A 22,871-nucleotide genomic window follows, 5' to 3' on the forward strand; every position below is an offset into this window, starting at 1 on the left:
CCTCCGCCCGTTTACGCATATCGTGCCAACTCAGCCGCGATCCCGCATGCCGATACGTTTAACAGAGTGCGCCCGTTCTTGGTCATGAGAGTGATAGTAAGTGTTCTGAGTGGTGCTGAGATTGCTGTGACGTAAGTCTTCCTGCAGGTCTTTTGGATTGCGCAAAGGGGCATCAAAGGTGGCGGAGGTGTGCCGTAGCCAATGAGCCGAAGCGCAACGCAGACTTTCCAACTCATGAAGGGCTCGACCCTCGTTACGCATATTGTCCGTTGCCTTATCAAAAACGGCTTGGAGGAGGGCGCGGATCTGTCGATCTGACAAACCCGCACGGCCATTGAGTGTTTTGATCAGAGGCGTGCTTTCGTCTTTAGCAGGCAACTCTGGCAATCCCAGAAATCGTCGATAGCGCTTAAGGTAGCGTTCTACGTATACATCCCGCACAGCAATCTTTGCCGCCTTGTTGCCTTTGCCAACAGTGTGATACCACCAGTTTCCCTCAGCATCTAAACGGAAATCGCCCATGGTCGGTTTCCAGTTCTTTCTGCCTGCGAGATCGGACACGCGAAGGTACATAGCAAAGAGCGTGGCTAGAATAAATAAAGTGCGTTCGTGCCGCAATGGCTCTATGTCCGCCATGTTTTCAGCGGTGTCTAACACATAGTCCCATTGCAATGGAGTAAGTGCGCGAGAGGATGAGAGTTCAAACTCCTGCCCGGAAAACCGATTGCCTTTTTTTAACAATCTAAATGGATTGGTTTCGGAGAATCCATCTTCAACCAAGTATTCATAGAATCGACTACACACAGTATAAACCTGATTCAAAGTGCCATTGGCAGCATGGTATTGCTGTTCGGCAACATGTTCTGCACTGTCATTTTTTCGCGACTTAAGATTAAAAGGTAGCCACTTAGGGTTAGGCAAGTACGCATCCAAGGGTCCCGTTGCCTCGGGATTGGTCACGAAACGGCTTCGCGTCACCGGACCTATCCAGTCGCCAGGTGGATTCCTGCAAAAATCCAAATAGTCTTGTGCATCCTGTCGTTTAAGCCGATTCAGCGGTTTGCCTTTAACGAGCAGTGACCACAGCAGCAATCGCTCAACGTGGCTTCTGTACGAGTTAAACGTTTGTGCGTTATCCGAAAAAGCACGCAGAAATGAACGTACTGCAGCGTAACCGCGTGCGACCTCCAGTTCAGATTCAAACTCGCCAAGATAAGTTTTGACGCAGTCCAGTGTGGGTGCATGAATGCTGAAGTCTTGCTCGATAAAAATATCATAAGTTTCGAACAAAGGTTTGGGTGCGCGAGCCATGGGTGACAGCCGTTCTAATGATACGTTAAAGACTTCCAGTTATGACAGTAATCGGAAGTTGGCAGCTAATCTGCGAGGATTGCTTCAATCGACCGATGTTAGCGATTAGATCTCCAACACGCAACAAGCGCTGAAGAACCCACCGCTGCGGCATGCAGAGGTTGTTCAGCAACACCAGAAAGGCACATCATGAGCTGAGAAGTTTTAACGTGGATTATGACAACGGGCGCGTGATGAGCACGAGAATATGAACCCCCTGAAACCCCTGATACCTCAATGCCAGAGCGTCCGGCTCGCATAGCTACTGTTCCGTCTCGGACCGAACGGTCTTTTTTCAGATGCCTTTACGCAAAATCGAACTGAATATTTCGGAGCCTAACTTTTTTTGAGTTTCGTAAATACCGTACTCTTGAAGACTCCCACTTATGCTAGCAATTCGTATAGAGTCCAAACACGATTTCTTCAGAGAAATTATTTCCTGATTATCCACCCCTTCAACTTCCAGCTGTTGAACCGTTACCAGCACAATCTCATTGACAAGGTTTCTGATTTGACGTTGCGTCAAACCAGAACGACCATGTGAGGTCACCAGCAACGGCTCATCCTCATCGTCGGGAGCCTCCTTAGGCAGGCCACGACTTGCCCGATACCTTTCAAGATATGAGATGAATACGCTTGGGGCGCTCACTGCTTCGACGCCCCGTAGACCGTCAACCAAATACTGAACACCGCAGGTAGTATGTTTTAAAAGGTTAAATGAAGGAGTTCTCCTAATGTCTTTCGCAATCCACCGGATCGGCACTAAAAGATATCTCATCATGGCCACTATGAATAAGGCTCGCTCATGGCGACCGCAGCCCAGATTTGCGCCAACTCTTAAAACTTGATCCACATGCCAGACCGTCAGCCCGCGGTCAATGGACCTAGATTCGACACTTAAGGTTTGAAGAGGGAGCCTTTCGACATTTCGTGCCGGGTTAAACTGGCAAACTCCTTTGCGGATGAGGTAATCATAGAAAGACATGCAACAGGAGACTATGAGCCTAAACATACTCATTGTACGCATGCCGGTTTCATTGGCAGGCTTGGAAAATGGGCGCCAAGCCGGGTTAGCGATGTAGCCAACTCCATCAATCCAATCGAATCGTCGACGTGCGGCGTCGCCTACCCATTCGAAAGGGGGCAATGAGTTGAACTCTAGAAACTCTTGAAATTCTTCCTTGCCTATCGCTTCTACCGACTTTCCTTTTATGATCCATGACCAGAGTAATAAACGCTCTGTAATACCTCTCGCAGATCCAAAACCTGAAAGATTCTCTCCATCACTATGCGAGCCGACACTTCCAGCAATGAATTCTCGCGCCAGATTCGCGTACTTGAAAGTATTTAGGCTTGAGTCAAATCCAGCTAAATAACTCTCTACTCCTGGATGCTCTCGGTAATAATCAACCTCACATAAACCAATACTAGCCGCGGCTGAAAAGAGTGGATGAGGCAAGCTCATGATGATTATCTCTCGACCAATGTTTTGATAAGGGTAGGAGATCATCAGGAGATTTTGAGATTATTTTTTTTAAAAAATATTCCCATCAGCAAGCCTTTGATTTGGGTCGTAATTAGTGACAATCCGAATTCGAGCATTATTTTTAAAGTCTTCAGTACTAAATACGTCATTGTTTCTTAAGGCTTTTCACATAATCAGTCAAAATCTTTAAGCTATAAACGTTTTGCAACCGTTTGATTTCTCGACCTTTAAGGGCACACTCAAAAGAAGAGATCATCGTTATCAGAGCTTCAGGTACCGAGTGAGAGACTGGTTTTTCGCCTCAATGACTTATCGTGACGATGCCGAGCTAGCAGGGCGTGAGGCTAAGCTTATGATTTCACGATACGATTTTTAAATTCACGAATTATCTTTTTTTGATAACCGCCACAGCGAGAGCGGCATGTAGGGGTACAGCAAGTTAATCTCTAACAAGATACGTGATTTAACATAATATACATTATGCGTAATCATATGATTCGTTATCAGGGGCAGTGCCAGTCAGATTTCAACAGGCACCGCCCCTCAAAACGCTGCGTCTCAGACTTGTGCAAACCCACCGTCCACAAACATTTCACTGCCGGTCATGAAGCTGCTTTCATCCGACGCCAGGAACAACGCCGCCGCCGCAACTTCTTCCGGCTGACCGATGCGTCCCAGCGGCAACTGTTCAACCATGCTGTCAACGATCGCATCCTTTTGACCGGTACCCGAAAGCGCCAGGTCCAGGCCTGGTGTCGCGATCGGTCCGGGCGAAAGTACGTTGACACGAATGCCCGTGCCTTTCAGGTCAAGCGCCCAGCTCCTTGCGAAGTTACGCAGCGCTGCTTTTGTGGCGCTGTAGACGCTGAAAGCCGGTGTTCCCATGGTTCCTGTGGTCGAACCGGTCAGGATGACTGAGCTGCCAGCACTCATCAGTGGCAAGGCTTTTTGCACGGTGAACAGCGTGCCTTTGACGTTGATGCCGAAGGTACGGTCAAACGATTCCTCGGTGATCGATCCGATCGGCTGGAAATCCCCCAGGCCAGCATTGGCAAACAGCACGTCAACCCGACCTTTGGTGGCTTTCACCTGAGCGAAGATTCGCTCCAGATCCTCCAGATTTGAAATGTCACCTCGGATAGCGACAGCATCAGGTCCGATCAGCTGCAGCGCTTTATCCAGTTCTTCCTGCCGCCGTCCGACGATCACCACCTGCGCGCCCTCAGCCGCAAAGCGAATGGCCGTTGCCAAGCCGATGCCGCTGTTGCCGCCGGTCACCACCGCAATTTTCCCGTTGAGCCTGCTCATGATTAACTCCAAAGAATAACGTTGAGGCCCAACTGTAGAACTGCGCTATTCTTTTGAATAGTATGCACCTTTTAGTAAGTACCCTCCGGAGCCTGCACAACCATGGCCAACAACTCTTTCAACTGTGGTCTCGAAGCCGCTCTGGCGGTGATTGGTGGCAAATGGAAGCCGCTCGTTCTGTTCAACCTGGCGCAGAATGTTCACCGATATGGCGAATTAAGGCGCGCAGTTGGCGGTGTCACCGATAAGGTGCTGATCCAGCAACTCAAGGAACTGGAGCGTGACGAGATCATTGAACGCGTTGATTTCCACGAAATACCGCCCAAAGTCGAGTATTCCCTGACGCCCTTCGGGCAATCCCTGGCCACAGCGCTGGGTGCGCTGTGCCAGTGGGGCACGGAACATATGCAAACGGTGGAGCGCATTGCTGAACGACGCACGTCTGCCCTCGCCCAACCCTGATCCCCTGCCCCTGATACCCAACTCAACTAAATGGATATTTAGTTGAGTTATCACCCTTCGAGCGGCCTTACAGCCCCCCACTGACCACCAGTACATCGCCGGTAACCCAGCCCGACTCATCCGATGCCAGGAACAACGCCGCTTTCGCAAGATCCTCGGGCAACCCCATCCGGCCCAATGGCGTCTGGTCGATCAGTACCTGGCTCATCTCGCTTTCCATCATGCTCCGCGTGCCATCGGTACGTGTCGGGCCGGGGTTGAGCGTGTTAACCCGTATTCGTTGCCCACCCAACTCCTTGGCCAGTACGCCGCTGATGCCCTCCAATGCGCTTTTGCTCGCGGTGTACACCGCAGACGTGGGGGGTTTCATGTGAGTGACATTGGAACCGATGTTAATCACACTGCTGCCCTCCCCCAGATACTTCGCGGCAGCTTGCGTCATCAGCAGCGGGCCCAGCACGTTGATGTTGAACACCTTATGAAAGTGCCCTTCGGTGATCCCGGCCAGTGGCGCGAACTCATAAACGCCGGCGTTGTTGACGAGGATATCCAGCCGCCCAAAGGTTGAAACGGCCGCCTCGACGATCCCGACGGCCTGGGCAACAACGGACACGTCGCCCTTGACCGCAATCGCCTTGCCACCCGACGCATGGATCTGCGCGACCACGGCCTGCGCACCGCTCTGGCTGCTGGAATAATTGACGACAACCGAGGCTCCTTCAGCGGCGAACAAGACGGCGATCGCCGCGCCGATACCCTTGGATGCACCCGTTACAATGGCTACTCTATTGACTAAACGGCCCATGACGAATCCTCTGAATGTCACTCGAATGCGTTCACAGTAAGTCGCCCGAAAAATCATTGTAAGTAGGCACTTTCAAGTAACCGGGTGCCCTGGAGTCATGCCGATGTCATCGATCCAAATCGAAAAAACACCCTGCGAAACGGGCGAATCCGAGGCCCAACGGTGTGCAATGAGGGTGCTGCTGGAGCTGATTACCGCGCCGTGGACTTTGCATATCCTGCTGGTACTGACGGCCGACGGCCCTACCCGGTTTGGCGCTCTGCGGCGCCGGGTTGAAGGCATCTCTGCGCGGGTGTTGACTGTGCGTTTGCGCTCACTCGAAGAGCGCGGGCTGTTGGTCCGCAGGGCCACATCGAGCAAATCCCCCGAAGTCACGTATTACCCCACCGCGCGCCTGCACGACATGCGCGAGTTCATGCAGCAAATGCGCGACTTGTCGCTTAAGTGGCAGGACGAGGACCTGCGCAACACCTAGCCGGTTACTCTGCCGTACCTGCTTGTATACCCGGGCCGCGCTACTTAAGCTTGCCGCTCTTTTGATGCCGCCCGGAACCTCCATGCCTAGAAGTATCGCCCACCTCGCCCTGTTGCTGGGGTTGATCACCGCCGTCGGCCCCTTTGCCATCGACAGCTACCTGCCGGCCTTACCGACGCTGGGCGCCAGCCTGCACGCCTCGCCAGCTGCGGTGCAGATGAGCCTCACGGTGTTCTTCATGATCATCGGCGTGTGCCAGTTGTTTTACGGGCCGATCAGCGACGTGTTCGGGCGCAAGCCGCCGATCTATGCCGGCCTGGTGATTTTCATCGTGGGCAGTATTGGCTGCGCCCTGGCGCCAAACATCGAAGTGCTGATTGGCTTCCGGGCCTTGCAGGCCTTTGGCGCCTGCGCCGGGATGGTGATTCCCCGGGCGGTTGTCCGTGACCTGTACACCGGCCATGAAGCCGCCCGGTTGATGGCGTTGCTGATGCTGGTGGTGAGTATTTCACCGATCCTCGCACCGCTGGCCGGCAGCCTGGTGATCGCAGTGTGGAGCTGGCGCGAAGTGTTTTGGGCGCTGGCCGTGGCCGCGGTGCTGTGCCTGATCATGACCGCCGTGCAACTGCCGGAAACCCATCCCGCCGAACGGCGCCTGGGCAAGACCCTGGGCAATGCGTTCGGCAGCTACGGCGCGCTGCTGCGTGACCCGGTGTTTACCGGGTTGTCGGTGGTGGGCGGTTTTGGCCTGGCGACCTTCTTCGTGTTCATCGGCAGCGCGCCGTTCGTTTACATCGAGTACTACGGGCTTACGCCGACCCAATTCAGCCTGTGCTTCGCCCTCAACGCCGCGTCGTTTTTTGCCCTCAGCCAACTCACGGCGCGCTTGAGCGCACGCTTCGGCCTGGCACCGCTGATTCGCTGGTCGGTGACGGGCGTGGCAACGGTCATGACCTTGCTGGCGCTCACCACCCTGTGGGCCAATAGCCTGCCGTTGATGATGGTGTTGCTGTTTATCGGCTTTGGTTTTCTCGGCCTGCTGCTGCCGGCAGCCGGGGTGTTGTCCCTGGAAGACCACGGCGCCGTGGCCGGTTCTGCATCAGCACTGCTGGGCGCGATCCAGATGATCACCGCCGCCGTGTGCATGGCGGTGGTGGGTGTGTTTGCCGACCATACGCCGGCACCGATGTTGATCGGCATCGCCCTGAGCGCCGTGGCGGCACTCTTCACCACGCTATGGACGCTCCGCCGTTTGCCACCGCACCTGGCTGGGACCTCTTCATAGCGCTCAGGTGATTTTGATCGCCCCCAACCCGGCCAAATAAGCCCACGGGTAAATCCCCCGTTGGTGCCCATCACTGAAGATCAACTGCACCCCATATCCCTGGGAATGAATTTCCAGCACGCGCACGCCGTCCGACACCAGTGGCGGCGTGCCTTTCAGCCGAAAGGACCGGCACTGTGAGCATGGGCATTCACGGCGCAGGCGGGCATGGTCGATCCATTGCACGCCCTCGCGCCACTCCAGCCTCAAGCGCCCTTCGTCATCCCGGCCAATGCGTTCAGGCGCGCTGTTCATTGCAGTTGGGCCAAGGCAATGCGTACGGCCTTGCGCACTTCCGGGTCGCCGTCGTCGGCAGCGTCCCGCAACGGGCCAAGGGCTTGCCGGTCGCCCAACTCGCCCAGCGCCAGGGCGGCTTCTTTGCGCAGGTTGCTGATGCTGTGCCCCAACGTCAGGATCAGTGGCTGCAACGCCGGTGTGTACCGCAAGCGCCCCAGGCTGCGGGTGGCGCGCAGGCGCACTTGCCAGTAGTCGTCGGCCAGCGCGTGGATCAAGGCCTCGCCGGCGCTGGCGCTACCGACTTTACCCAGGGTGGTCGCCGCCTCTTCTCGCACCTGCCAGGTGGCGTCCTGCAACGCTTCATACAGTGCCGGCAGCACACGCTCATCGCTGGCAAGGCCGAGGGCGCCGGTGGCAGCTCGGCGGACTTCGGTATCCGGGTCGCTACTGGCCAATGTCGCCAATGCGTCCAGGGCTGGCAGGTGTTTGAGCCAGCCGAGCACACCCACTGCTTCACGGCGTACGCCGGCATCGGCATCGTTCAGCGCCAGCAACGCCGAAGGCGCCGCGGCCTCCAGGCGCAACTCGCGCAGGGCACGGAATATCGCGGCGCGTACGCTGACATCGGCGTGAGTGGTCCACGGCAATAACAACCGGCCCGCCTGCGTTGTCTTGAGCACGCTCAAACTCTGGGCAGCGGCGTCACGTACCGACGCTTCGGTGTCGGTCAGTGCCCGGCACAGCGCCTCGACCACCTCATCTTCTTCCCAGGCTTCCAGCAGGCTGGCGGCCTGGGCGCGCACGTCGGTGGCCGGGTCGTTGCTCAGGCTGTCCACCAGCCACACCAGACCGTCGGGGTCTTCGAGGTCGGCCAGGTCAATCAGGGCGATCCGGCGCATGCCGGCATCCGGCGCTTGCAGCCGTGGGCGCAGGGCTTCGATGTCGGGGTTTTCGGTTTCATAGGTCATATGGCAAATCGCGGTCTTGGGTGATCGTTGGGCAGCCCGAGCGGGTTCAGCCGGGGCAACTGGCGACCATCTTCGTGGTGCAGCAGCTCCAGGCAATGGCGCTTGAGGTGGGTAAATTCCGGCGAGGTCATCAGCTCGGTGCTGCGGGGTCTCGGGAAAGTCAGCTGGAAGTCTTCGATGATGCGCCCGGGACGCGGGCTCATGACCAGAATGCGATCGGCCAGGAACAACGCTTCGTCGATGTCATGGGTGACAAACACCACGGTGGTGCGGATACGTGTCCAGATGTCGAGCAGCAAGGCCTGCATTTTCATGCGGGTCAAGGCGTCCAGCGCGCCGAAGGGTTCGTCCATCAACAGCAGGCCGGGACGGTTGATCAGCACCCGGGCAATTTCCACCCGCTGCTGCATGCCGCCCGACAGCTGGTTTGGCCAACGCTCGGCAAAGCCTTCGAGGCCCACCAGCTCAAGGATTTCATCGGCGGCGGCGAGGCGCTCGGCCTTGCCCACGCCGCGCATCTTCAGGCCGAAGGCGACGTTTTCGCGCACCGAGCGCCAGGGGAACAGCGTGTGTTGCTGAAACACCATGCCGCGCTGCTGTGACGGCCCGACCACCGGCCGGCCATCCATTTCCAGGGTGCCCAGGCTCGGGGTGAGGTGCCCGGCCAGCGCGCCGAGCAAGGTCGACTTGCCACACCCGGACGGGCCGAGGATGCACACGAACTGCCCCGGTTCGATCCTGCAATCCAGGGCCTTTACCGCCTCGAACGCCTGCTGCTGTTCGCCCAGGACAATGGACAAGCCGCGTATGTCGACACAGCCTTCAAGATGACTCATCAGGCTTTACCTCGTGGTCGATGCCAGGGAGTGAACAATGCGCCAAGGCGCTTGACCAACAGGCTGCTGCCCATGCCCAGCACGCCGATCAACAGCATGCCGACGACAATGTCGGCATAGTTCTGGATGGTGTAGGACTCCCAGGTGTAATAGCCGATACCGTACTGGCCGGAGATCATTTCCGCCGTCACCAGGCAGAACCAGGAGGTGCCCATGCCGATAGCCAGGCCAGTGATGATGCTCGGCGCGGCGCCCGGCACAATCACCTCCAGCAGGATTGCCCGGCGCCCTGCCCCCAGGCTGCGCGCCGAGGCGATCAGGCGCGGGTCGACGCCTTCCACGCCATGCACGGTATTGAGCAGCACCGGAAACAGCGCGCCGGTGAAGGTGATGAAGATCATCGACAACTCCGACGACGGAAACATCAGGATCGCCAACGGGATCCAGGCCACCGCCGGAATCGGCCGGATCACCTCCAGCGGCGGCAACAGCAGGTCTTCCGCCCACTTCCAGCGGCCTATCGCGATGCCCAGGCCGATCCCCACCACTGCCGCCGCCAGGTAACCTTCAAACACCCGGGTCAGGCTCGCACTCAGGTGCCGGGCGAGCTTGCCCGAGTCCACCAGGCCCAGGGCGGCCTGCACCACGGAACCCGGCGTGGGCACATTGGCAAAGGTCACCAGGCCCAGGTTCCAATGCAGGCTGGCCGCCAACTGCCAGAACAGCAGGCACAACAGCAGCGAAGCGGCCTTGGGCAGCCAGCGCCATGGGGTGCTTGTCATGAACGCGCTCCCTCAGCGACCGGCAACGGCCTGCGCGCCGGCGTCGGTAAAGTTGAACACCTTGCCGCCCTGGGCCTGGGCGAACTGCTGCGCCTGGCCTTTGAGCAGGAACGCACTGAGCTGGCCTTGCTTGTTGGTTGCAAACCAGGCCTGGCTCGCCAGCAACTTGATGCCGCTGTCCTCGGCCTGGGCATACACCGCCCGCACGGCCTTGCCTTGTTTGTTGAGGCTGTCCAGCGCGGTGAATGCCGCCTCGGCCGATGCGTAATCCCGCACCTTGGGCTCACCCTTGACCCAGATTTGCGCGACATGCTTCCAGTCAGTGATCGGCGCACCAGTCAGCGCATCGTTGGCCTTCAGCGGCGACTGGGCGTAGTTGCCCAATTGCGCCTGGTAGTCCAGGCCCGATGCCTTGAACGCGGCGCGGATGTACTGGTCATCGATAAAGGTCGTGAGGTCCAGGCCACGGTCGGCCTTTCTCAGCAACTTGAGGGTGTCGATGGCGGTGCCGACGGCCTGGCGGTACTCGGGCTTCCAGCTCAAGTCGCGGGTTTGCACGCCCAGCGGGCCATGGAACAGGTAGTTGACCTCGGCTTCAACGCCGGTGACTTTTTCGATCAGCTCGCTGTACTTCTCCGGCTCTGCGGCCAGCAACTGATTGGCCTCGATACTCGCACGCAGGTAGGCGACGACGACTTCCGGGTACTGTTTTGCGTAGTTCTCGTCCACCAGCGCGCCGTGGAATGTCGGGGTGTCGGATTGCGAACCGTCGTAGATCTTGCGGGCGAAACCACGGTTGGGGAACAACTCGCCAAACGGCACAAAGTCGGCGTGGGCGTCGATCTTGTTGGCCTGCAACGCCGAGCCCGCCACTTCAGGGGCCTGGGCAATGATGTTGACGTCCTTGAGCGGGTCCCAACCCTGGGCCGCTACGGCGCGCAGCAACATGCCATGGGCCGTCGAGGCGAACGGCACGGAAATCGTCTTGCCCTTGAGGTCCGCCAACGACTGGGCGCTGGAAGCGACCGGCACCACGATGCCGTTGCCGCTGCCCTTGATATTGCCCGACAGCACGCTGATAAACAGGCTGTGCTTGCCCGCGGCCTCAAACGCCACGCCGTTGAAGGCGCCGGGGAAGTCGGCCATTGCGCCAAAGTCCAGTTTGCCGGCGACCATTTCATTGGTCAGCGGCGCGCCACTGGTGAAGTTTTTCCACTGGACGTCGTAGGTGGCGTCCTTGTACTTGCCGTCGTGTGGCAGGTACTTGTCCAACAGCCCCAGTTCGCGGATCAGCAAGCCGCCGGCCGCGCAGTTGATGGTGGTGTCCTGGGTGCCGATGGCCACCCGGATCGTTTGTGCCTGAGCCGAAAGGCTCAAGGAAGCCAGCACCAGGCCGGCCAACGTTGCGCGCAATAACATTGGGTATTTCCCCTCGAATCATGGTTAAAAGAGTCGTCTCCGCCACGGTCTGGCGTGGTGGGAAACGAGGGGGTGTTGCTCGGGCGGCGTCCGGGGTTGGCGGATGGCTTTTGCGGCAGACCTCAGCGCAGCAGGTACGGGATCTCGACCTTGACTGCACCGGTGGGGCAATCTTTTTCGCAGGGCATGCAGTACCAGCACTCATCGAACGCCATGTACGCTTTCTGCGTTGCCGGGTTGATCGCCAACAGGTCCATCGGGCACACGTCGACGCAGACCGTGCAGCCTTTTTCGGCGATGCACTTGTCTTCATCCACCGTCACCGGGGCGTTGGAGCGGAAGAATATTTCCTGGGGCTGATAGGCCATTTCACGGTGTCCTGTGGTGAGCGAGCTTGGGGAGGCACATTCAGGCGGCGTCAGCCCCTACGCGCAGGCGGTCGTAAGCCTGCATCTCTTCGGCATCCAGTGGGATCACATAGGGCTCGACGGGTTTCTTGAAGCTGACCATCTGCCCGTCATCGCCCTTTTTCAGGTGGCAATGGCAGAACCAGTCGGCGTCGTTGCGTTGCGGGTGATCGACCCGGTGGTGGTACAGGCCCCAACGGCTTTCGGCGCGGTACAGCGAGGCGCGGGCGGCCATTTCGGCGCAATCGCGGATCACGCTGGTTTCCATGGCGCGCATCAACTCGTGGGGGTTGTGGGCCTTCATCTGGTCCAGGTCGCGTTCGATGTCGGCGAAGCGTTGCAAGCCGATTTCCATCTTGCGGGTGACCTTGGGCGGTTGCAGGTAATCGTTCACGAAACGCCGCAGCTTGTACTCGACCTGGGCCGGCGGCAGGCCGGTTTCGCGGTCCAGCGGGGCGTACACCCGGGCCTGCTCGGCGGCCACTTGCCCGGCATCCACGGCGCTGAACTCGCGCCCGGCCACAAAGCTGGCGGCGTTGGTGCCGGCGAACCACCCATAAGTGAACGCACCCAGCATGTAGTTATGCGGCACCGCGGCCATGTCGCCCGCCGAATACAGGCCCTTGACCGAGGTCTCGGCGCGCTCGTTGACCCACACGCCCGACGCGGAATGCCCGCTGCAAAAGCCGATCTCGGAGATGTGCATTTCGACCATCTGGCTGCGGTAATCGGTGCCCCGGTTGGCGTGGAACTGGCCACGGCTCGGGCGCTCATTGCTGTGCAGGATCTGTTCGATGTTCTGGATGGTTTCCTCGGCCAGGTGATCGAGCTTGAGGAACACCGGCCCGTTGCCGCTTTCCAGCTCCTGGTGGAACTCCCACATCATCTGCCCGCTCCAGTAGTCACACTCGATGAAGCGTTCACCCTTGTTGTTGGCGGTGTAGCCGCCCAAGGGCCCGGTGACATAGGCGCAGGCCGGGCCGTTGTAATCCTTGATCAGGGGGTTGATCTGGAAGCACTCCAGGTTCGCCAGCTCGGCACCGGCGTGGTAGGCCATGGCGTAGCCGTCGCCGGCGTTGGTCGGGTTTTCATAGGTGCCCATCAGGTAACCCGACGACGGCAAGCCCAGGCGGCCGGCCGCGCCGCAGCACAGGATCACGGCCTTGGCCTTGATCACCTGGAAGTCCGCAGTACGGCAGTCAAACCCCATCACGCCATTCACCGCGCCGTCGCTGTCGGTCAGCAAACGGGTGCACACCAGACGGTTGGTGATCGTGACCCGGGCCCGCTTGAGTTGGCGATACAGCACCTTCTTGATGTCGTGCCCTTCGGGCATCGGCAATACGTAGGCGCCCATGTGGTGGACTTTCTTCACCGCGTAATCGCCGGTTTCGTCCTTCTCGAACTTCACGCCCCAGCGGTCCAGTTGCTCGATGGTTTCAAAGCTGTGAGTCGCGTAGGCATACACCGCCGCCTGGTTGACGATGCCGTCGTTGGCAATCGTGATTTCCTTGGTGTACTGCTCCGGCGTGGAGTGGCCGGGGATAATCGCGTTGTTCAGCCCGTCCATGCCCATGCTGATGGCGCCGCTGCGCTTGACGTTGGCCTTGTCGATCAACAATACGCGCAGGTCACGGTTGGCCTCCTTGGCCTTGATCGCCGCCATGGGGCCGGCAGTACCGCCGCCGATCACCACGATGTCGTATTCCAGTTCCAGGGTTTTGCGGCTCACGGGCGGCTACCTCGCTGACGGTCGATACGCAGGCGATACTGGAAGGCATCGCCGCGGTAATACAGGTGTTCAAAGTCCACCGGCTGGCCGTCGGCGGTGTGGGTCAGGCGTTCGATGCGCATGATCGGCGAACCGGCCTCGACGTTCAGCGCCTGGGTCAGCTCGCTGTCGGCGAGTACCGCGTCAATCGCCACGTCGGCGTGGCCCAGTTGCAAGCCGCAGTCGTTCTCCAGGATGAGGAAGATGTCGCGGGTCACCAGGTCGGCGTTTTCCAGGCGTTCGCCCAGGGCCTGGCTGAGGTAGGTGATTTCCAGCGACACCGGTTCGCGGTTGATCAGCCGTACGCGCTTGATCTGCGCGACCGTGGTGCCCTCCTCCACACCCAGGCGCTCGGCAACCAGCTTGTCGGCGGGCACAAAGCGGTAGCTGCGCAGGCGGTTGATCACTTCATAGCCGCGCTCGGTCATGGACTCGCCCAACCCCTGCAGGGTGCTGACGTTCTGATAGGCCTTGGGTTTGGAGACGAAGGTGCCTTTGCCGTGGATCTTGTAGATCAGGCCTTCCTTTTGCAGATCACCCAGCGCCTGGCGCACGGTGATGCGGCTGACCTTGAAGCGCGCACCCAGTTCGCTTTCGGAAGGCATCTGGGTGTTCGGTGCGTATTCACCATCGAGGATGCGGCTGCGCAGCAGATCCCGCAGCTGGGCATGCAGCGGAACGCTGGACAGAGGGGATAAGGCGACGGTTGATTCGTTCATCAGGACCACTTGTCATAACGAGTTATGACGTGATCATAAGGAGTCTTATGAAAGACGTGGAAATACCGTTTTGGAATAAGGTTATGGACAGGCTGATCCGCTGCACCTACCCGATATGTGCAGTGGATCAGCTTGTTTTATAGAGCCGCGTTAGACCTGATGATTATAAAAATCAGAAGTTGTAGCTGACTCGGGTATACAGGATCCGACCAAACGGGTCGGCGTATTTCGGGTCGTACCCGCTCTGGAAGGCGTAGGTCTGGTTGCTGAAAGGCGGCGCCCGGTCAAACAGGTTTTTCGCGCCCAGGGTGACGGCCAGGGACTTGCTCCAGTTGTAGGTGCCCGCCAGGTCCCAGACGTTGTAGGAGCCCACCGCGTCGTGGGTTTCGGGGTCCGAGTCGTGATAACCACTGGTATAGCGGTTGGTCAGGCTAACGCCCAGTGGTCCCCGCGCCCAGGTACCGGTCAGGCTGTGGCGCCAGCGTGCAACGGCACCCGCGGTGGAGAACTCGCCGCCACGGAAATCACCGAGTTTGTCGATGTAGTCGCCCTTGAGCTCCTGCTGGTATTTGTATTGGTTGACGTAGGTGCCTTGCAGGCCGATGCCGAAGTCACCGATGGCGGTGCTCGGGAAGCGGTAGTCGAAACTCACGTCTACGCCGTTGGTTTTGGTCTTACCCAGGTTGGCCAGGCCGGTAACGATGTGATCAATGGAGCCGTCAGCCTTACGAATCAAGCGGTCGCCATAGGCGTCCGGGTCGTCGAAGACCGACGATTCCGGAAACTCGGCGATCTGGTTGGCGATGGTGATCCACCAGAAATCCAGGCCAGCGCTCAAGCGCTCAATGGGTTGGAATACGAAACCAAAGGTCACGTTACGGGCGGTTTCCGGGCTCAGGCTGCCGTTGCCGCCGGTCTGCCGGCGGAACTGCTGGGCGCAGTCGCGGTTGCCGATCCCGCCATTGGCCGGGGTGCCGCCCGGGCACAAGCGCGGGTCGTTGTAGTTGGCCACGGTGTAGCTGGTGTAGGTCGGGTTGTACAACTCATACAGCGACGGTGCGCGGAACCCTTCGCTGTAGGCGCCACGAACCACCAACTCCTTGAACGGCTGGAAACGGAACGAGTATTTCGGGTTGGTGGTGCTGCCAAAGTCGCTGTATTTGTCATGCCGCACGGCGGCGGAAAGCTCCAGGCTTTCGAGCACCGGTACGTTGACCTCGGCGTACTCGGCCGAGACGCTGCGATTGCCGCGCACCGCGCCATTGGGGTCTACGCCGAGGCTCTGCACGGTCTCGGCAAACTGGGCGAAATCCTGGTGAAAATCTTCCTTGCGGTATTCACCTCCCAGCGCCAGGCCCGTGGGGCCTGCCCCAAACCAGTCGCCGATTTCACGGCTCACGCGCCCGTCGATACTCTTCACCCGGCCAACGGCGGTGGCGTAGTCGCCATCGACGCGGCTGGACGCCAGCAACGCCCTGCCCGCTTCACTCTGCGGGCCGAACGGGTTGATCACGCCGTTGGCGATCCCCTGGCTGATGGTCTGGTCGTTCACATAACCGTCGAGAATGGTTTGCACCACTTTGTTCTGGTTGTAGGACGCGCCGACGTTGTAGTCCCAGTTCGCCACGTTGCCTTCAAAACTCAGCAGCAGGCGCTGGCTGGTGTTGTCATCTTCGTGCTTGCGCGCGCCGGCATCGGTTTCACGCCAGTTCACGTCTACCGGCTGTGTCGGGTCCAGGGCGAAGCCCGTGGGGCCCGGGGTGACGCCGTTGCCAGGATAGAAAGGCGTACCCGGGTTAACCTGGGCGCCCATCAGGGTGCCCGGGCCAATCTGCGTCCGGTTTTCGTTGCGCGCCCAGAAGTACTCGAGGCTGACTGTATGGTCATCGGCCAGCTTGCCGGTGGCCTTGGCAAAGGCCGAGGTTTTTTCGGTTTCAGGGACCAGGTCCAGGTAACTCCACAGGCTTTGGCGGCAGATGCCATTGCGTGACAACAGCCCCGGCGAGTTGCAGCCGGAGCCCGCCAGCGGGTTGGTCGCGTTGCTGCCCTGGCTCCAGTTAGCCGGCGCGGCGGTACCGGAGGTGAAATCCAGGCCGCGACCGGGCTGGTAGTTGTAGGTGAAGTCCCGGTCCTTGGCCGCCAGGCGCGTCTGCTTGTCATAGCTGACCACGCCGAACACGTTGAAGCGGTCCTCTTCAAGGTCGCCGAAACCGTAGCTGCCGCTGAAGTTATGGCTGTCGCCGCCGCCGGAGCGCGTCGGCGAGTCGTAATTGGTCGACAGCTGGCCGCCGGTCAGGCTGGTCTTGGTGATGAAGTTGATCACTCCGCCAATCGCGTCGGTGCCGTACAGCGCCGAGGCGCCATCGCGCAGGACTTCCACGCGGTCGATGGCAGCGAACGGGATGGTGTTCAAATCCACCCCGGAGCCGTTGGTGGTGTTGACCGCGTTATTGCTCAGGCGTCGGCCGTTGAGCAACACCAGGGTTTTGTTCGCGCCAATCCCGCGCAAATCGGCAAAGGCCGCACCGCCGCTGCTGGAACCCACCGAGCGCCCGGAGCCAACGGAGGACTGGTTGGCAGAGATGCGGTTGATCAACTCTTCGGTGGTGCTCACACCTTGTTCGCGCAGTTGCTCGACCCGCAGGATGGTCACCGGCACGGCTGTTTCAGCGTCCACCCGGCGAATCGCCGAGCCGGTCACGGTGACTTTTTCGAGGCGGTAGTCGGTGCTTTTACCTGCTGCCGGGGCGGCCTGGGGCGGCGCCACAGGCGCCGCCTGTACGGTCAGGCCCTGCTCGCTGTCACTCACTTGCAGGCCGCTGCCCTGCAACGCTTTGTCCACCGCTTGCAGGCTGCCCAGGTTTCCCCGAATGGCGGCGCTGCGTTTGCCCTGGACCAATTGTTGACTGAACGAAATCATCACCCCGGTCTGCCGGGAGATATCCAGCAGCACCGTATCGAGCGGGCCGCCGGCGATATCAAGGCTGAACACCTTAGCGGCCGCTTCCTGGGCCATCACCGATGTTGTGCAGACACCCATCGCCAACGCCGCCGCCAGCGTCAGTCGTGGTAATTGTTGTTTGAATAAGAACATCGAGGATCTCCCTGTTGAATGTGTCTACAGGGGATGAGCAGCAGCCTGCGGATTTTTATAGGGCGGCGTTTAGGCAAAGAAGCTATGAGTTTATAACCGGTTTAACGCGACCCGATGCTCACCCAGTAAGCGCTGTGGTAAGTCACGCGAATCGGCAATGAGTTCTGCAGCAATTGCAGGGTCCGATCCGTATCGTCCAGGGAATAGATGCCGCTCAGGCGCAACCGGGCGACGTCCGGGCTCAAGCGCAGAATCCCGCGGCGATAGCTGCGCAGGCTATCGATTACTTCGCTCAAGGCGCGGTCGTGGACTTCCAGGCGTCCCTGGGTCCAGCCCGCTTCATCGCCCTTGAGCGGGCCAGTGCCGAAGGTGTGCTGCTCATCGAAACGCAGGCTCTGCCCGGCCTCCACAATTTGGCGCGCGCCGTCCCGGGTGACCACTTCCACCCGCGAATGCAGCATCGCCAGGCGGGTGGACGCTTCGTCATGCTGCACCAGGAACCGGGTGCCCAGGGCACGAATCTGGCCATGCCGGGTTTGCACCACGAAGGGCCGTGTCGGGTCCTTGGCCACATCCACCAGCAACTCGCCATCCCGCAGCTCCAGCACGCGCTGGTGAGCGTCGAAGCGCGCCATTACCCGAGTCTGTGCGTTCAGCGTCAGCAAGCTGCCATCCTCCAGCGTGAGGTGCTTGCGCTCACCGGTGCCGGTATACAGCTCCCCGGTATCGCCCAGCCAGCCCTGGCGACGCCCGAGAAACAGCGCGGCCAGCGCGACGACACCCAGGCTGCCGGCGACAAACCGCCGGCGGCTGGACGGCGCTTTCAGGCTGTGCAACAGGCGCTCACTGGGCACCCCGTGCAACGCCTGACTGCGCAACAGCCGCATGCCACCGCTCATTTGATCAATCACCTGGCGGTGACGAATGTCCGCCGCGCACCACGCCTCGAATGCCTGCCGTTCCTGAACGCTGGCGTGCTCCGATTGCAGGAGCGCCATCCAGCGCGCAGCCTCCTCGACCACTGCATCTTCCGGGCGTAAAAGGCTCATGGTTGCGCCATCGCCAGGTAGCAGCGCTTGAAGGCATCGGCCATGTATTGCTGCACACGGCTGGTGGAGACCTGCAAGCGCTCGCCGATCTGGCTGTAGGTCAGGCCGTCCAGTTGGTGGTAGAGAAATGCCGCCTTGGCCTTGGCAGACAGCCCGTCAAGCAGGCGATCCACGGCCAGTAAAGCCTCGATGACCAACGCCCGCTCTTCGGGTGATGGATGCACCGGCACCGGCGCATGCGCCAGGCTTTCAAAGTAGGCGCGCTCCAGATCCTGCCGGCGCCAGCCCTCGTACACCAGGCGCCGAGCGATGGTCGTCAACAGCGCGCGAGGTTCGCGAATGGCGGCCGGGTCCGGTAGTGACAGCACCCGCAGGAACGTTTCCGAGGCAATGTCCTGCGCGCTGTGATGACACCCCAACGTTCGCCTGACCGAACCGCACAACCACTGGTAATCCTTTTGGAACATCTGCCCAATCAATGGGTAACCGAGGGGCTGTCTGACACCCATGCCTTGCTCCCTTACGAGGCATTTCGCCTGCCTCGAAAATCATCCGCCAACACCACCCTGTAAGTGGCTTGGAATAAAGGGAGCGACTGTGCAGCAGAGGTGCGGAGCTTTGGAAGTAATTAAAAATCCGCTTTAACTCTCAAACGAATATAAGGGCCGCAAGCATCGATTTGGCTGATGTCTTCTATTGCCCCGCAAGCGTTCATCCCCGCAGCAAGCGCTTTGTAGAATGAACCCCACAGTCAACTCACCACCTTCGTGGTGCCGGAGGTTCCCATGCGTTATCTGCTTATCGCCGTGCTGGGCCTGTTCAGCACACTTGCCGTCGCCCAGGGCGAAACCACGGCGCCCACTGTGAGTGCCAGCGCACCCGCCAACGAGACTTACGACTACTCCCAGGACCTGGATATCGCCAAGGTGGTGCGCGTCAGTACCGAGTCTTCCACCGAGTGCGGTCCGGTCAAGGGCCACATGGTCTATATCGATAGCCATGGCGTGCGTCACGAACTGGACTACATGCGCCTGGGCGATGCCTGCCAGCATGGTTGATCGCAAACCATTCGTCGGGCCTGACCGGCATCGATTACAACTATTGGGCTGCTGAAAATCACTAATCCATAGAACCCGTTGTGATCTATGGAGATTGAGATGACTGACTACCCACGCCCACCTTTCGCCAGCCAGGCCCAATCCGTTCCCGGTTCACAGAAGAAGATGGACCCCTACCCCGACTGCGGCGAGAAGAGCTACACCGGCTCTGGTCGCCTGGCCAACAAGATCGCCCTGATCACCGGCGCCGACAGCGGTATCGGCCGCGCCGTGGCGATTGCCTTCGCCCGCGAAGGGGCCGATGTGGCCCTCGCGTACCTGGATGAACACGAGGACGCCAAGGAGACCGCACGCTGGGTGGAGGAAGCCGGCCGCCAGTGCCTGCTGCTGCCCGGGGACCTCGCGCAAAAGGCCACCTGCCAGGCGATTGTCGACCAGACCGTCGAGCAGTTCGGCCGGATCGATGTGCTGGTCAATAACGCAGCCTTCCAGATGACCCACGAGACCCTGGAAGACATCCCCGACGAGGAATGGGTCAAGACCTTCGATATCAACATCACCGCGATGTTTCGCCTCTGCAAGGCGGCGCTGCCACATATGAAGGCCGGCGGGTCGATCATCAATACCAGTTCGGTGAATTCCGACATGCCCAAGCCGACGTTGCTGGCGTATGCCGCCACCAAGGGCGCGATTGCCAACTTTACCGGTGGCCTGGCGCAATTGCTGGGCAGCAAGGGCATCCGGGTGAACAGCGTAGCGCCTGGGCCGATCTGGACGCCGCTGATTGTCTCGACCATGCCGGACGAGGACGTGAACAGCTTTGGCAGCGAGACCCCACTGGGCCGCCCCGGCCAGCCGGTGGAAGTGGCACCGATCTACGTGCTGCTGGCGTCGGATGAGGCGAGTTACATCTCCGGCTCGCGGTATGCCGTGACAGGTGGCAAGCCGATTCTCTAGGGTCGGATGCAAATCCAGTGTGGGAGCGGGCTTGCTCGCGAAGGCGGAGTGTCAGGCAATGCATGTGTGACTGATCCAACGCCTTCGCGAGCAAGCCCGCTCCCACATGTGTGACTCGGTTAACCTGGAGATCGAGTCGGATCAGCCTTGCGCGGATAGGTTCTTTCCTCCTGAATCCGCCCATCCATGCTGTGAATTCTCAGCGACGCCGTCTTGTCGCTGAGAAACTCCTTCGCCAACTCGACGATCGCCTCCTTGGTCTCCGCTGTTTTCGACGGCCGCGCCGAGCCCTGCTTGGTCAACGCCCAACCGGTGCCGGTCTTGTTGATGTTGTAGGTATCCATGGTCTGCTCCCTTGACTGAATGAACACGGCACGCGGCAAAACCCGCGCCCTAGTTATTGCGAGCGCAGGCGCCGGGCAGAGTTCAAGGCAGTTGGCCGCCCAGGTTACAGGCGGCCCTACAGGTCAAACCGATCCACCGCCCGGCGCCGCTCGTTGTCGTCGCGCACGTCGTAAGTGGCGGTGGTCTGGATATTGGTGTGGTGCGCCAGCTTCTGGGCGATGGACAGGTCGTACTCTTCAATTACCCGGGTGATAAACGAACGCCGGAAATCATGGGGCATGATTTTCACCCCAACCTGTTCCCCGCGCTGGCGGGCAATGTAGTAAATCGCGTGTTTGGTGATGCGTTCCCGGGTGATATGGCTGCCCCGGCGGATGCGGTTGAACAGGAACGTGTCGTCCTGCTCGCCCTCTTTCAACTGGCTGCGACGAAACTCCAGCCACGCCTCCAGCTTGGCAAAGGCCCAGGCCGGCGCGTACTTGATCAGTTGTTTGTTGCCCTTGCCGGTGACCTGCAGGCTGCGCTCGGCAAAGTTGACCTGGTTCAGCTCGATATTCACCGACTCCGACTTGCGCATGCCCGAGCCGTACAGGATCCCGATCACCGCCGCGTCCCGCAGCCCCTGGGGCCGTGGGTCGGCGGCACAGACTTCCATCAACTCACGAATCAACGTACGCCGCAGGTTGCGCCCCTGGCTCAGCCGGGTGCCGGCCATGGCCTTGACCGAGCGCATCTTCAGCAGGTGATCCTGGCTGATCAGGCTCATGCGCCAGGCTTCATTCATCACCCCGCGCACTGCGTTGACGTATAGCGAAGAGGTATTCGGCGCGTAACCGTCTTCACGCAGTACGGCCACCAGCGCCATGACCTGCTCGGGTTGCAACAGGTGCCAGTCGATGTCTTCGAGGTTGATGTCTTCAAAGCCCAGGCGGTCGGCGGCGTCTTGCAGCACGTAGCGCATGGTCAGCTGGCTGGAGGGCGCCAGGCGGGTGAGGTAGAGGGTCAGCGGGTTGCGGGTAGACTCAGTCAAGGTAGATCAGCCTTTGGATTAAATAGATCGACTAACCATTTGATTAATCGACCTATTTAGTGAATTGGCGAGCGCGAAGTCTAGCGCAGGTCAATCCTCGGGGCTATTCCTGATCGTCTTCTGCCGGGGCCGGCGTCTGCTGCTGGCTCCAGTCGGTGTCCTGCTTCTGCATCAACGCAAACCAGTGCTGGCGCATGAAGTCCAGGTACGGTTTGGGCGCCTTGGCGAAGTCCTGCTCGTCGCCATAACAGCCCGGCAACGGCAACTCGGTGCCCTGCTCCTTGTACTGGCTGACCAGTGCCTGTTGCGCAGCAACGCTGCAATCCTTGGGCAACGGCATGCCTTGCAGGGCGCCGGCGTCTTCATCCCACCAACTGGCGCCATAGCGGTCGATGCCCCGCAGGCGGTACTTCTGCGACTTGCCGATGTGCATGATCAGCTTGAAGTCATTGGGGCTGACATCACTGGTGCAGGTGCGGCTATAGCCCACCGTGACCTGGCTGATGCCATCGCCCAGCAGGTCCGTGACCTGGGTGGCGTCGGTGTTGAAGTGCGCGCCAGCGTCAAATTCACAGTGCTGCACGTCGTCGTAGAGCATCCACACCCGCTTGGGCCGGTCGCCGTCAAGCAGGTACTGGGCGGCATAGACAAAGGCCGACTGGGCGCCGTCGTCGTCGCGCTCGCTGACCTGTTCCGCCAGCACCAACAGGTTTTTGCCCTGTTTATCGCTCCAGGTGTAGGCCCCGACCTGTTTACCCCGCACTTCCACGCCATCGGGCACCGGGTCGATGGCCGTCAGTGCCACACCGTCACCGGCCCGCACCACCGTGGCCCACGCCACCGACATCAACAACACCATCAACATTGGCCGTAAACGCTGCACGCTATTCATCCGACTGCCCTGGCAAGAGATGGCTTACTTTACCGGCACTTGCGCGGCATTGCAGAGAAGATTCTTCAGGAATGAACTAGCGAGTAGGAAAAGGCTA

General features: G+C 59.8%; 23 protein-coding genes. 5 read left to right on the forward strand and 18 right to left on the reverse strand.

Annotated elements, in window-relative coordinates:
- Positions 1–30: 30 nt before the first annotated feature.
- The 3 genes from HKK54_RS27415 to HKK54_RS27425 form a co-directional block, all read right to left on the reverse strand.
- The gene (locus tag HKK54_RS27415) at positions 31–1,311 is read right to left on the reverse strand and encodes a tyrosine-type recombinase/integrase (RefSeq protein WP_169388499.1); all 1,281 of its coding nucleotides are present in this window, start codon (positions 1,309–1,311) and stop codon (positions 31–33) included.
- A 334-nt stretch (positions 1,312–1,645) separates the two neighbouring features.
- Positions 1,646–2,860, reverse strand: a complete 1,215-nt coding sequence (locus HKK54_RS27420; protein WP_169388500.1) for a hypothetical protein — start codon at positions 2,858–2,860, stop codon at positions 1,646–1,648.
- A gap of 534 nt (positions 2,861–3,394) precedes the next feature.
- Positions 3,395–4,144, reverse strand: coding sequence for an SDR family NAD(P)-dependent oxidoreductase (locus tag HKK54_RS27425; protein WP_010171031.1), 750 nt, complete (start codon positions 4,142–4,144; stop codon positions 3,395–3,397).
- 102 nt (positions 4,145–4,246) lie between these two features.
- On the opposite strand from HKK54_RS27425, the gene HKK54_RS27430 reads away from it, so the two are divergent.
- Entirely contained in the window at positions 4,247–4,606 is a 360-nt protein-coding gene (locus HKK54_RS27430; RefSeq protein WP_169388501.1) for a winged helix-turn-helix transcriptional regulator, read from the forward strand.
- 67 nt (positions 4,607–4,673) lie between these two features.
- Here HKK54_RS27430 and HKK54_RS27435 read toward each other — a convergent pair whose 3' ends face one another.
- Positions 4,674–5,411: an SDR family NAD(P)-dependent oxidoreductase gene (locus HKK54_RS27435; RefSeq protein ID WP_169388502.1), complete on the reverse strand. Its 738-nt coding sequence runs from the start codon at positions 5,409–5,411 to the stop codon at positions 4,674–4,676.
- A 103-nt stretch (positions 5,412–5,514) separates the two neighbouring features.
- Here HKK54_RS27435 and HKK54_RS27440 point away from each other — a divergent pair, with 103 nt between their 5' ends.
- Complete coding sequence (locus HKK54_RS27440) at positions 5,515–5,886, forward strand: winged helix-turn-helix transcriptional regulator (RefSeq protein WP_010171037.1); 372 nt, start codon at positions 5,515–5,517, stop codon at positions 5,884–5,886.
- An 82-nt stretch (positions 5,887–5,968) separates the two neighbouring features.
- On the forward strand, positions 5,969–7,171 hold the full coding sequence (locus HKK54_RS27445) for a multidrug effflux MFS transporter (RefSeq protein ID WP_169388503.1): 1,203 nt from the start codon (positions 5,969–5,971) through the stop codon (positions 7,169–7,171).
- A 3-nt stretch (positions 7,172–7,174) separates the two neighbouring features.
- Here HKK54_RS27445 and HKK54_RS27450 read toward each other — a convergent pair whose 3' ends face one another.
- From HKK54_RS27450 to HKK54_RS27500, 11 genes are all read right to left on the reverse strand, one after another.
- A complete protein-coding gene (locus HKK54_RS27450; protein ID WP_169388504.1) occupies positions 7,175–7,465 on the reverse strand; it encodes a DUF971 domain-containing protein in 291 nt (96 codons plus the stop codon).
- Positions 7,462–8,415 (reverse strand): HEAT repeat domain-containing protein, encoded by a 954-nt coding sequence (locus tag HKK54_RS27455; protein ID WP_169388505.1) that lies wholly within the window; start codon positions 8,413–8,415, stop codon positions 7,462–7,464. Before HKK54_RS27455 ends, HKK54_RS27450 begins: the two co-directional genes overlap by 4 nt.
- Complete coding sequence (locus HKK54_RS27460; protein ID WP_010171045.1) at positions 8,412–9,251, reverse strand: ABC transporter ATP-binding protein; 840 nt, start codon at positions 9,249–9,251, stop codon at positions 8,412–8,414. Before HKK54_RS27460 ends, HKK54_RS27455 begins: the two co-directional genes overlap by 4 nt.
- Positions 9,251–10,033, reverse strand: coding sequence for an ABC transporter permease (locus HKK54_RS27465; RefSeq protein WP_010171047.1), 783 nt, complete (start codon positions 10,031–10,033; stop codon positions 9,251–9,253). The genes HKK54_RS27460 and HKK54_RS27465 overlap by 1 nt, the downstream gene beginning before the upstream one ends.
- A gap of 12 nt (positions 10,034–10,045) precedes the next feature.
- Positions 10,046–11,452, reverse strand: coding sequence for an ABC transporter substrate-binding protein (locus HKK54_RS27470; protein WP_169388506.1), 1,407 nt, complete (start codon positions 11,450–11,452; stop codon positions 10,046–10,048).
- 122 nt (positions 11,453–11,574) lie between these two features.
- Entirely contained in the window at positions 11,575–11,820 is a 246-nt protein-coding gene (locus HKK54_RS27475; protein WP_003217650.1) for a 4Fe-4S dicluster domain-containing protein, read from the reverse strand.
- Positions 11,821–11,860: 40 nt separating this feature from the next.
- Complete coding sequence (locus tag HKK54_RS27480) at positions 11,861–13,591, reverse strand: fumarate reductase/succinate dehydrogenase flavoprotein subunit (protein ID WP_169388507.1); 1,731 nt, start codon at positions 13,589–13,591, stop codon at positions 11,861–11,863.
- Positions 13,588–14,349: a GntR family transcriptional regulator gene (locus tag HKK54_RS27485; protein WP_169388508.1), complete on the reverse strand. Its 762-nt coding sequence runs from the start codon at positions 14,347–14,349 to the stop codon at positions 13,588–13,590. Before HKK54_RS27485 ends, HKK54_RS27480 begins: the two co-directional genes overlap by 4 nt.
- Positions 14,350–14,521: 172 nt before the next feature.
- A complete protein-coding gene (locus HKK54_RS27490) occupies positions 14,522–17,443 on the reverse strand; it encodes a TonB-dependent receptor (RefSeq protein WP_169388509.1) in 2,922 nt (973 codons plus the stop codon).
- Positions 17,444–17,544: 101 nt separating this feature from the next.
- Positions 17,545–18,492: a FecR domain-containing protein gene (locus tag HKK54_RS27495; RefSeq protein WP_169388510.1), complete on the reverse strand. Its 948-nt coding sequence runs from the start codon at positions 18,490–18,492 to the stop codon at positions 17,545–17,547.
- Positions 18,489–19,001: a sigma-70 family RNA polymerase sigma factor gene (locus HKK54_RS27500; RefSeq protein WP_010171060.1), complete on the reverse strand. Its 513-nt coding sequence runs from the start codon at positions 18,999–19,001 to the stop codon at positions 18,489–18,491. The genes HKK54_RS27495 and HKK54_RS27500 overlap by 4 nt, the downstream gene beginning before the upstream one ends.
- A gap of 276 nt (positions 19,002–19,277) precedes the next feature.
- On the opposite strand from HKK54_RS27500, the gene HKK54_RS27505 reads away from it, so the two are divergent.
- Entirely contained in the window at positions 19,278–19,550 is a 273-nt protein-coding gene (locus tag HKK54_RS27505; protein WP_169388511.1) for a DUF2790 domain-containing protein, read from the forward strand.
- Positions 19,551–19,649: 99 nt separating this feature from the next.
- A complete protein-coding gene (locus HKK54_RS27510; RefSeq protein WP_010171063.1) occupies positions 19,650–20,507 on the forward strand; it encodes an SDR family oxidoreductase in 858 nt (285 codons plus the stop codon).
- Between the two features lie 119 nt (positions 20,508–20,626).
- Here the strand turns inward: HKK54_RS27510 and HKK54_RS27515 are convergent, their stop codons facing one another.
- The 3 genes from HKK54_RS27515 to HKK54_RS27525 all read right to left on the reverse strand — a co-directional run bounded on the left by HKK54_RS27515 (position 20,627) and on the right by HKK54_RS27525 (position 22,774).
- Positions 20,627–20,851, reverse strand: coding sequence for a DUF2188 domain-containing protein (locus tag HKK54_RS27515; RefSeq protein WP_003217639.1), 225 nt, complete (start codon positions 20,849–20,851; stop codon positions 20,627–20,629).
- Between the two features lie 116 nt (positions 20,852–20,967).
- Complete coding sequence (locus tag HKK54_RS27520) at positions 20,968–21,882, reverse strand: site-specific integrase (protein WP_010171064.1); 915 nt, start codon at positions 21,880–21,882, stop codon at positions 20,968–20,970.
- A 103-nt stretch (positions 21,883–21,985) separates the two neighbouring features.
- A complete protein-coding gene (locus HKK54_RS27525) occupies positions 21,986–22,774 on the reverse strand; it encodes a M949_RS01915 family surface polysaccharide biosynthesis protein (RefSeq protein WP_029615913.1) in 789 nt (262 codons plus the stop codon).
- Between the last annotated feature and the right edge of the window lie 97 nt (positions 22,775–22,871).

The sequence above is a fragment of the Pseudomonas sp. ADAK13 genome, assembly GCF_012935715.1.
Classification (GTDB): domain Bacteria; phylum Pseudomonadota; class Gammaproteobacteria; order Pseudomonadales; family Pseudomonadaceae; genus Aquipseudomonas.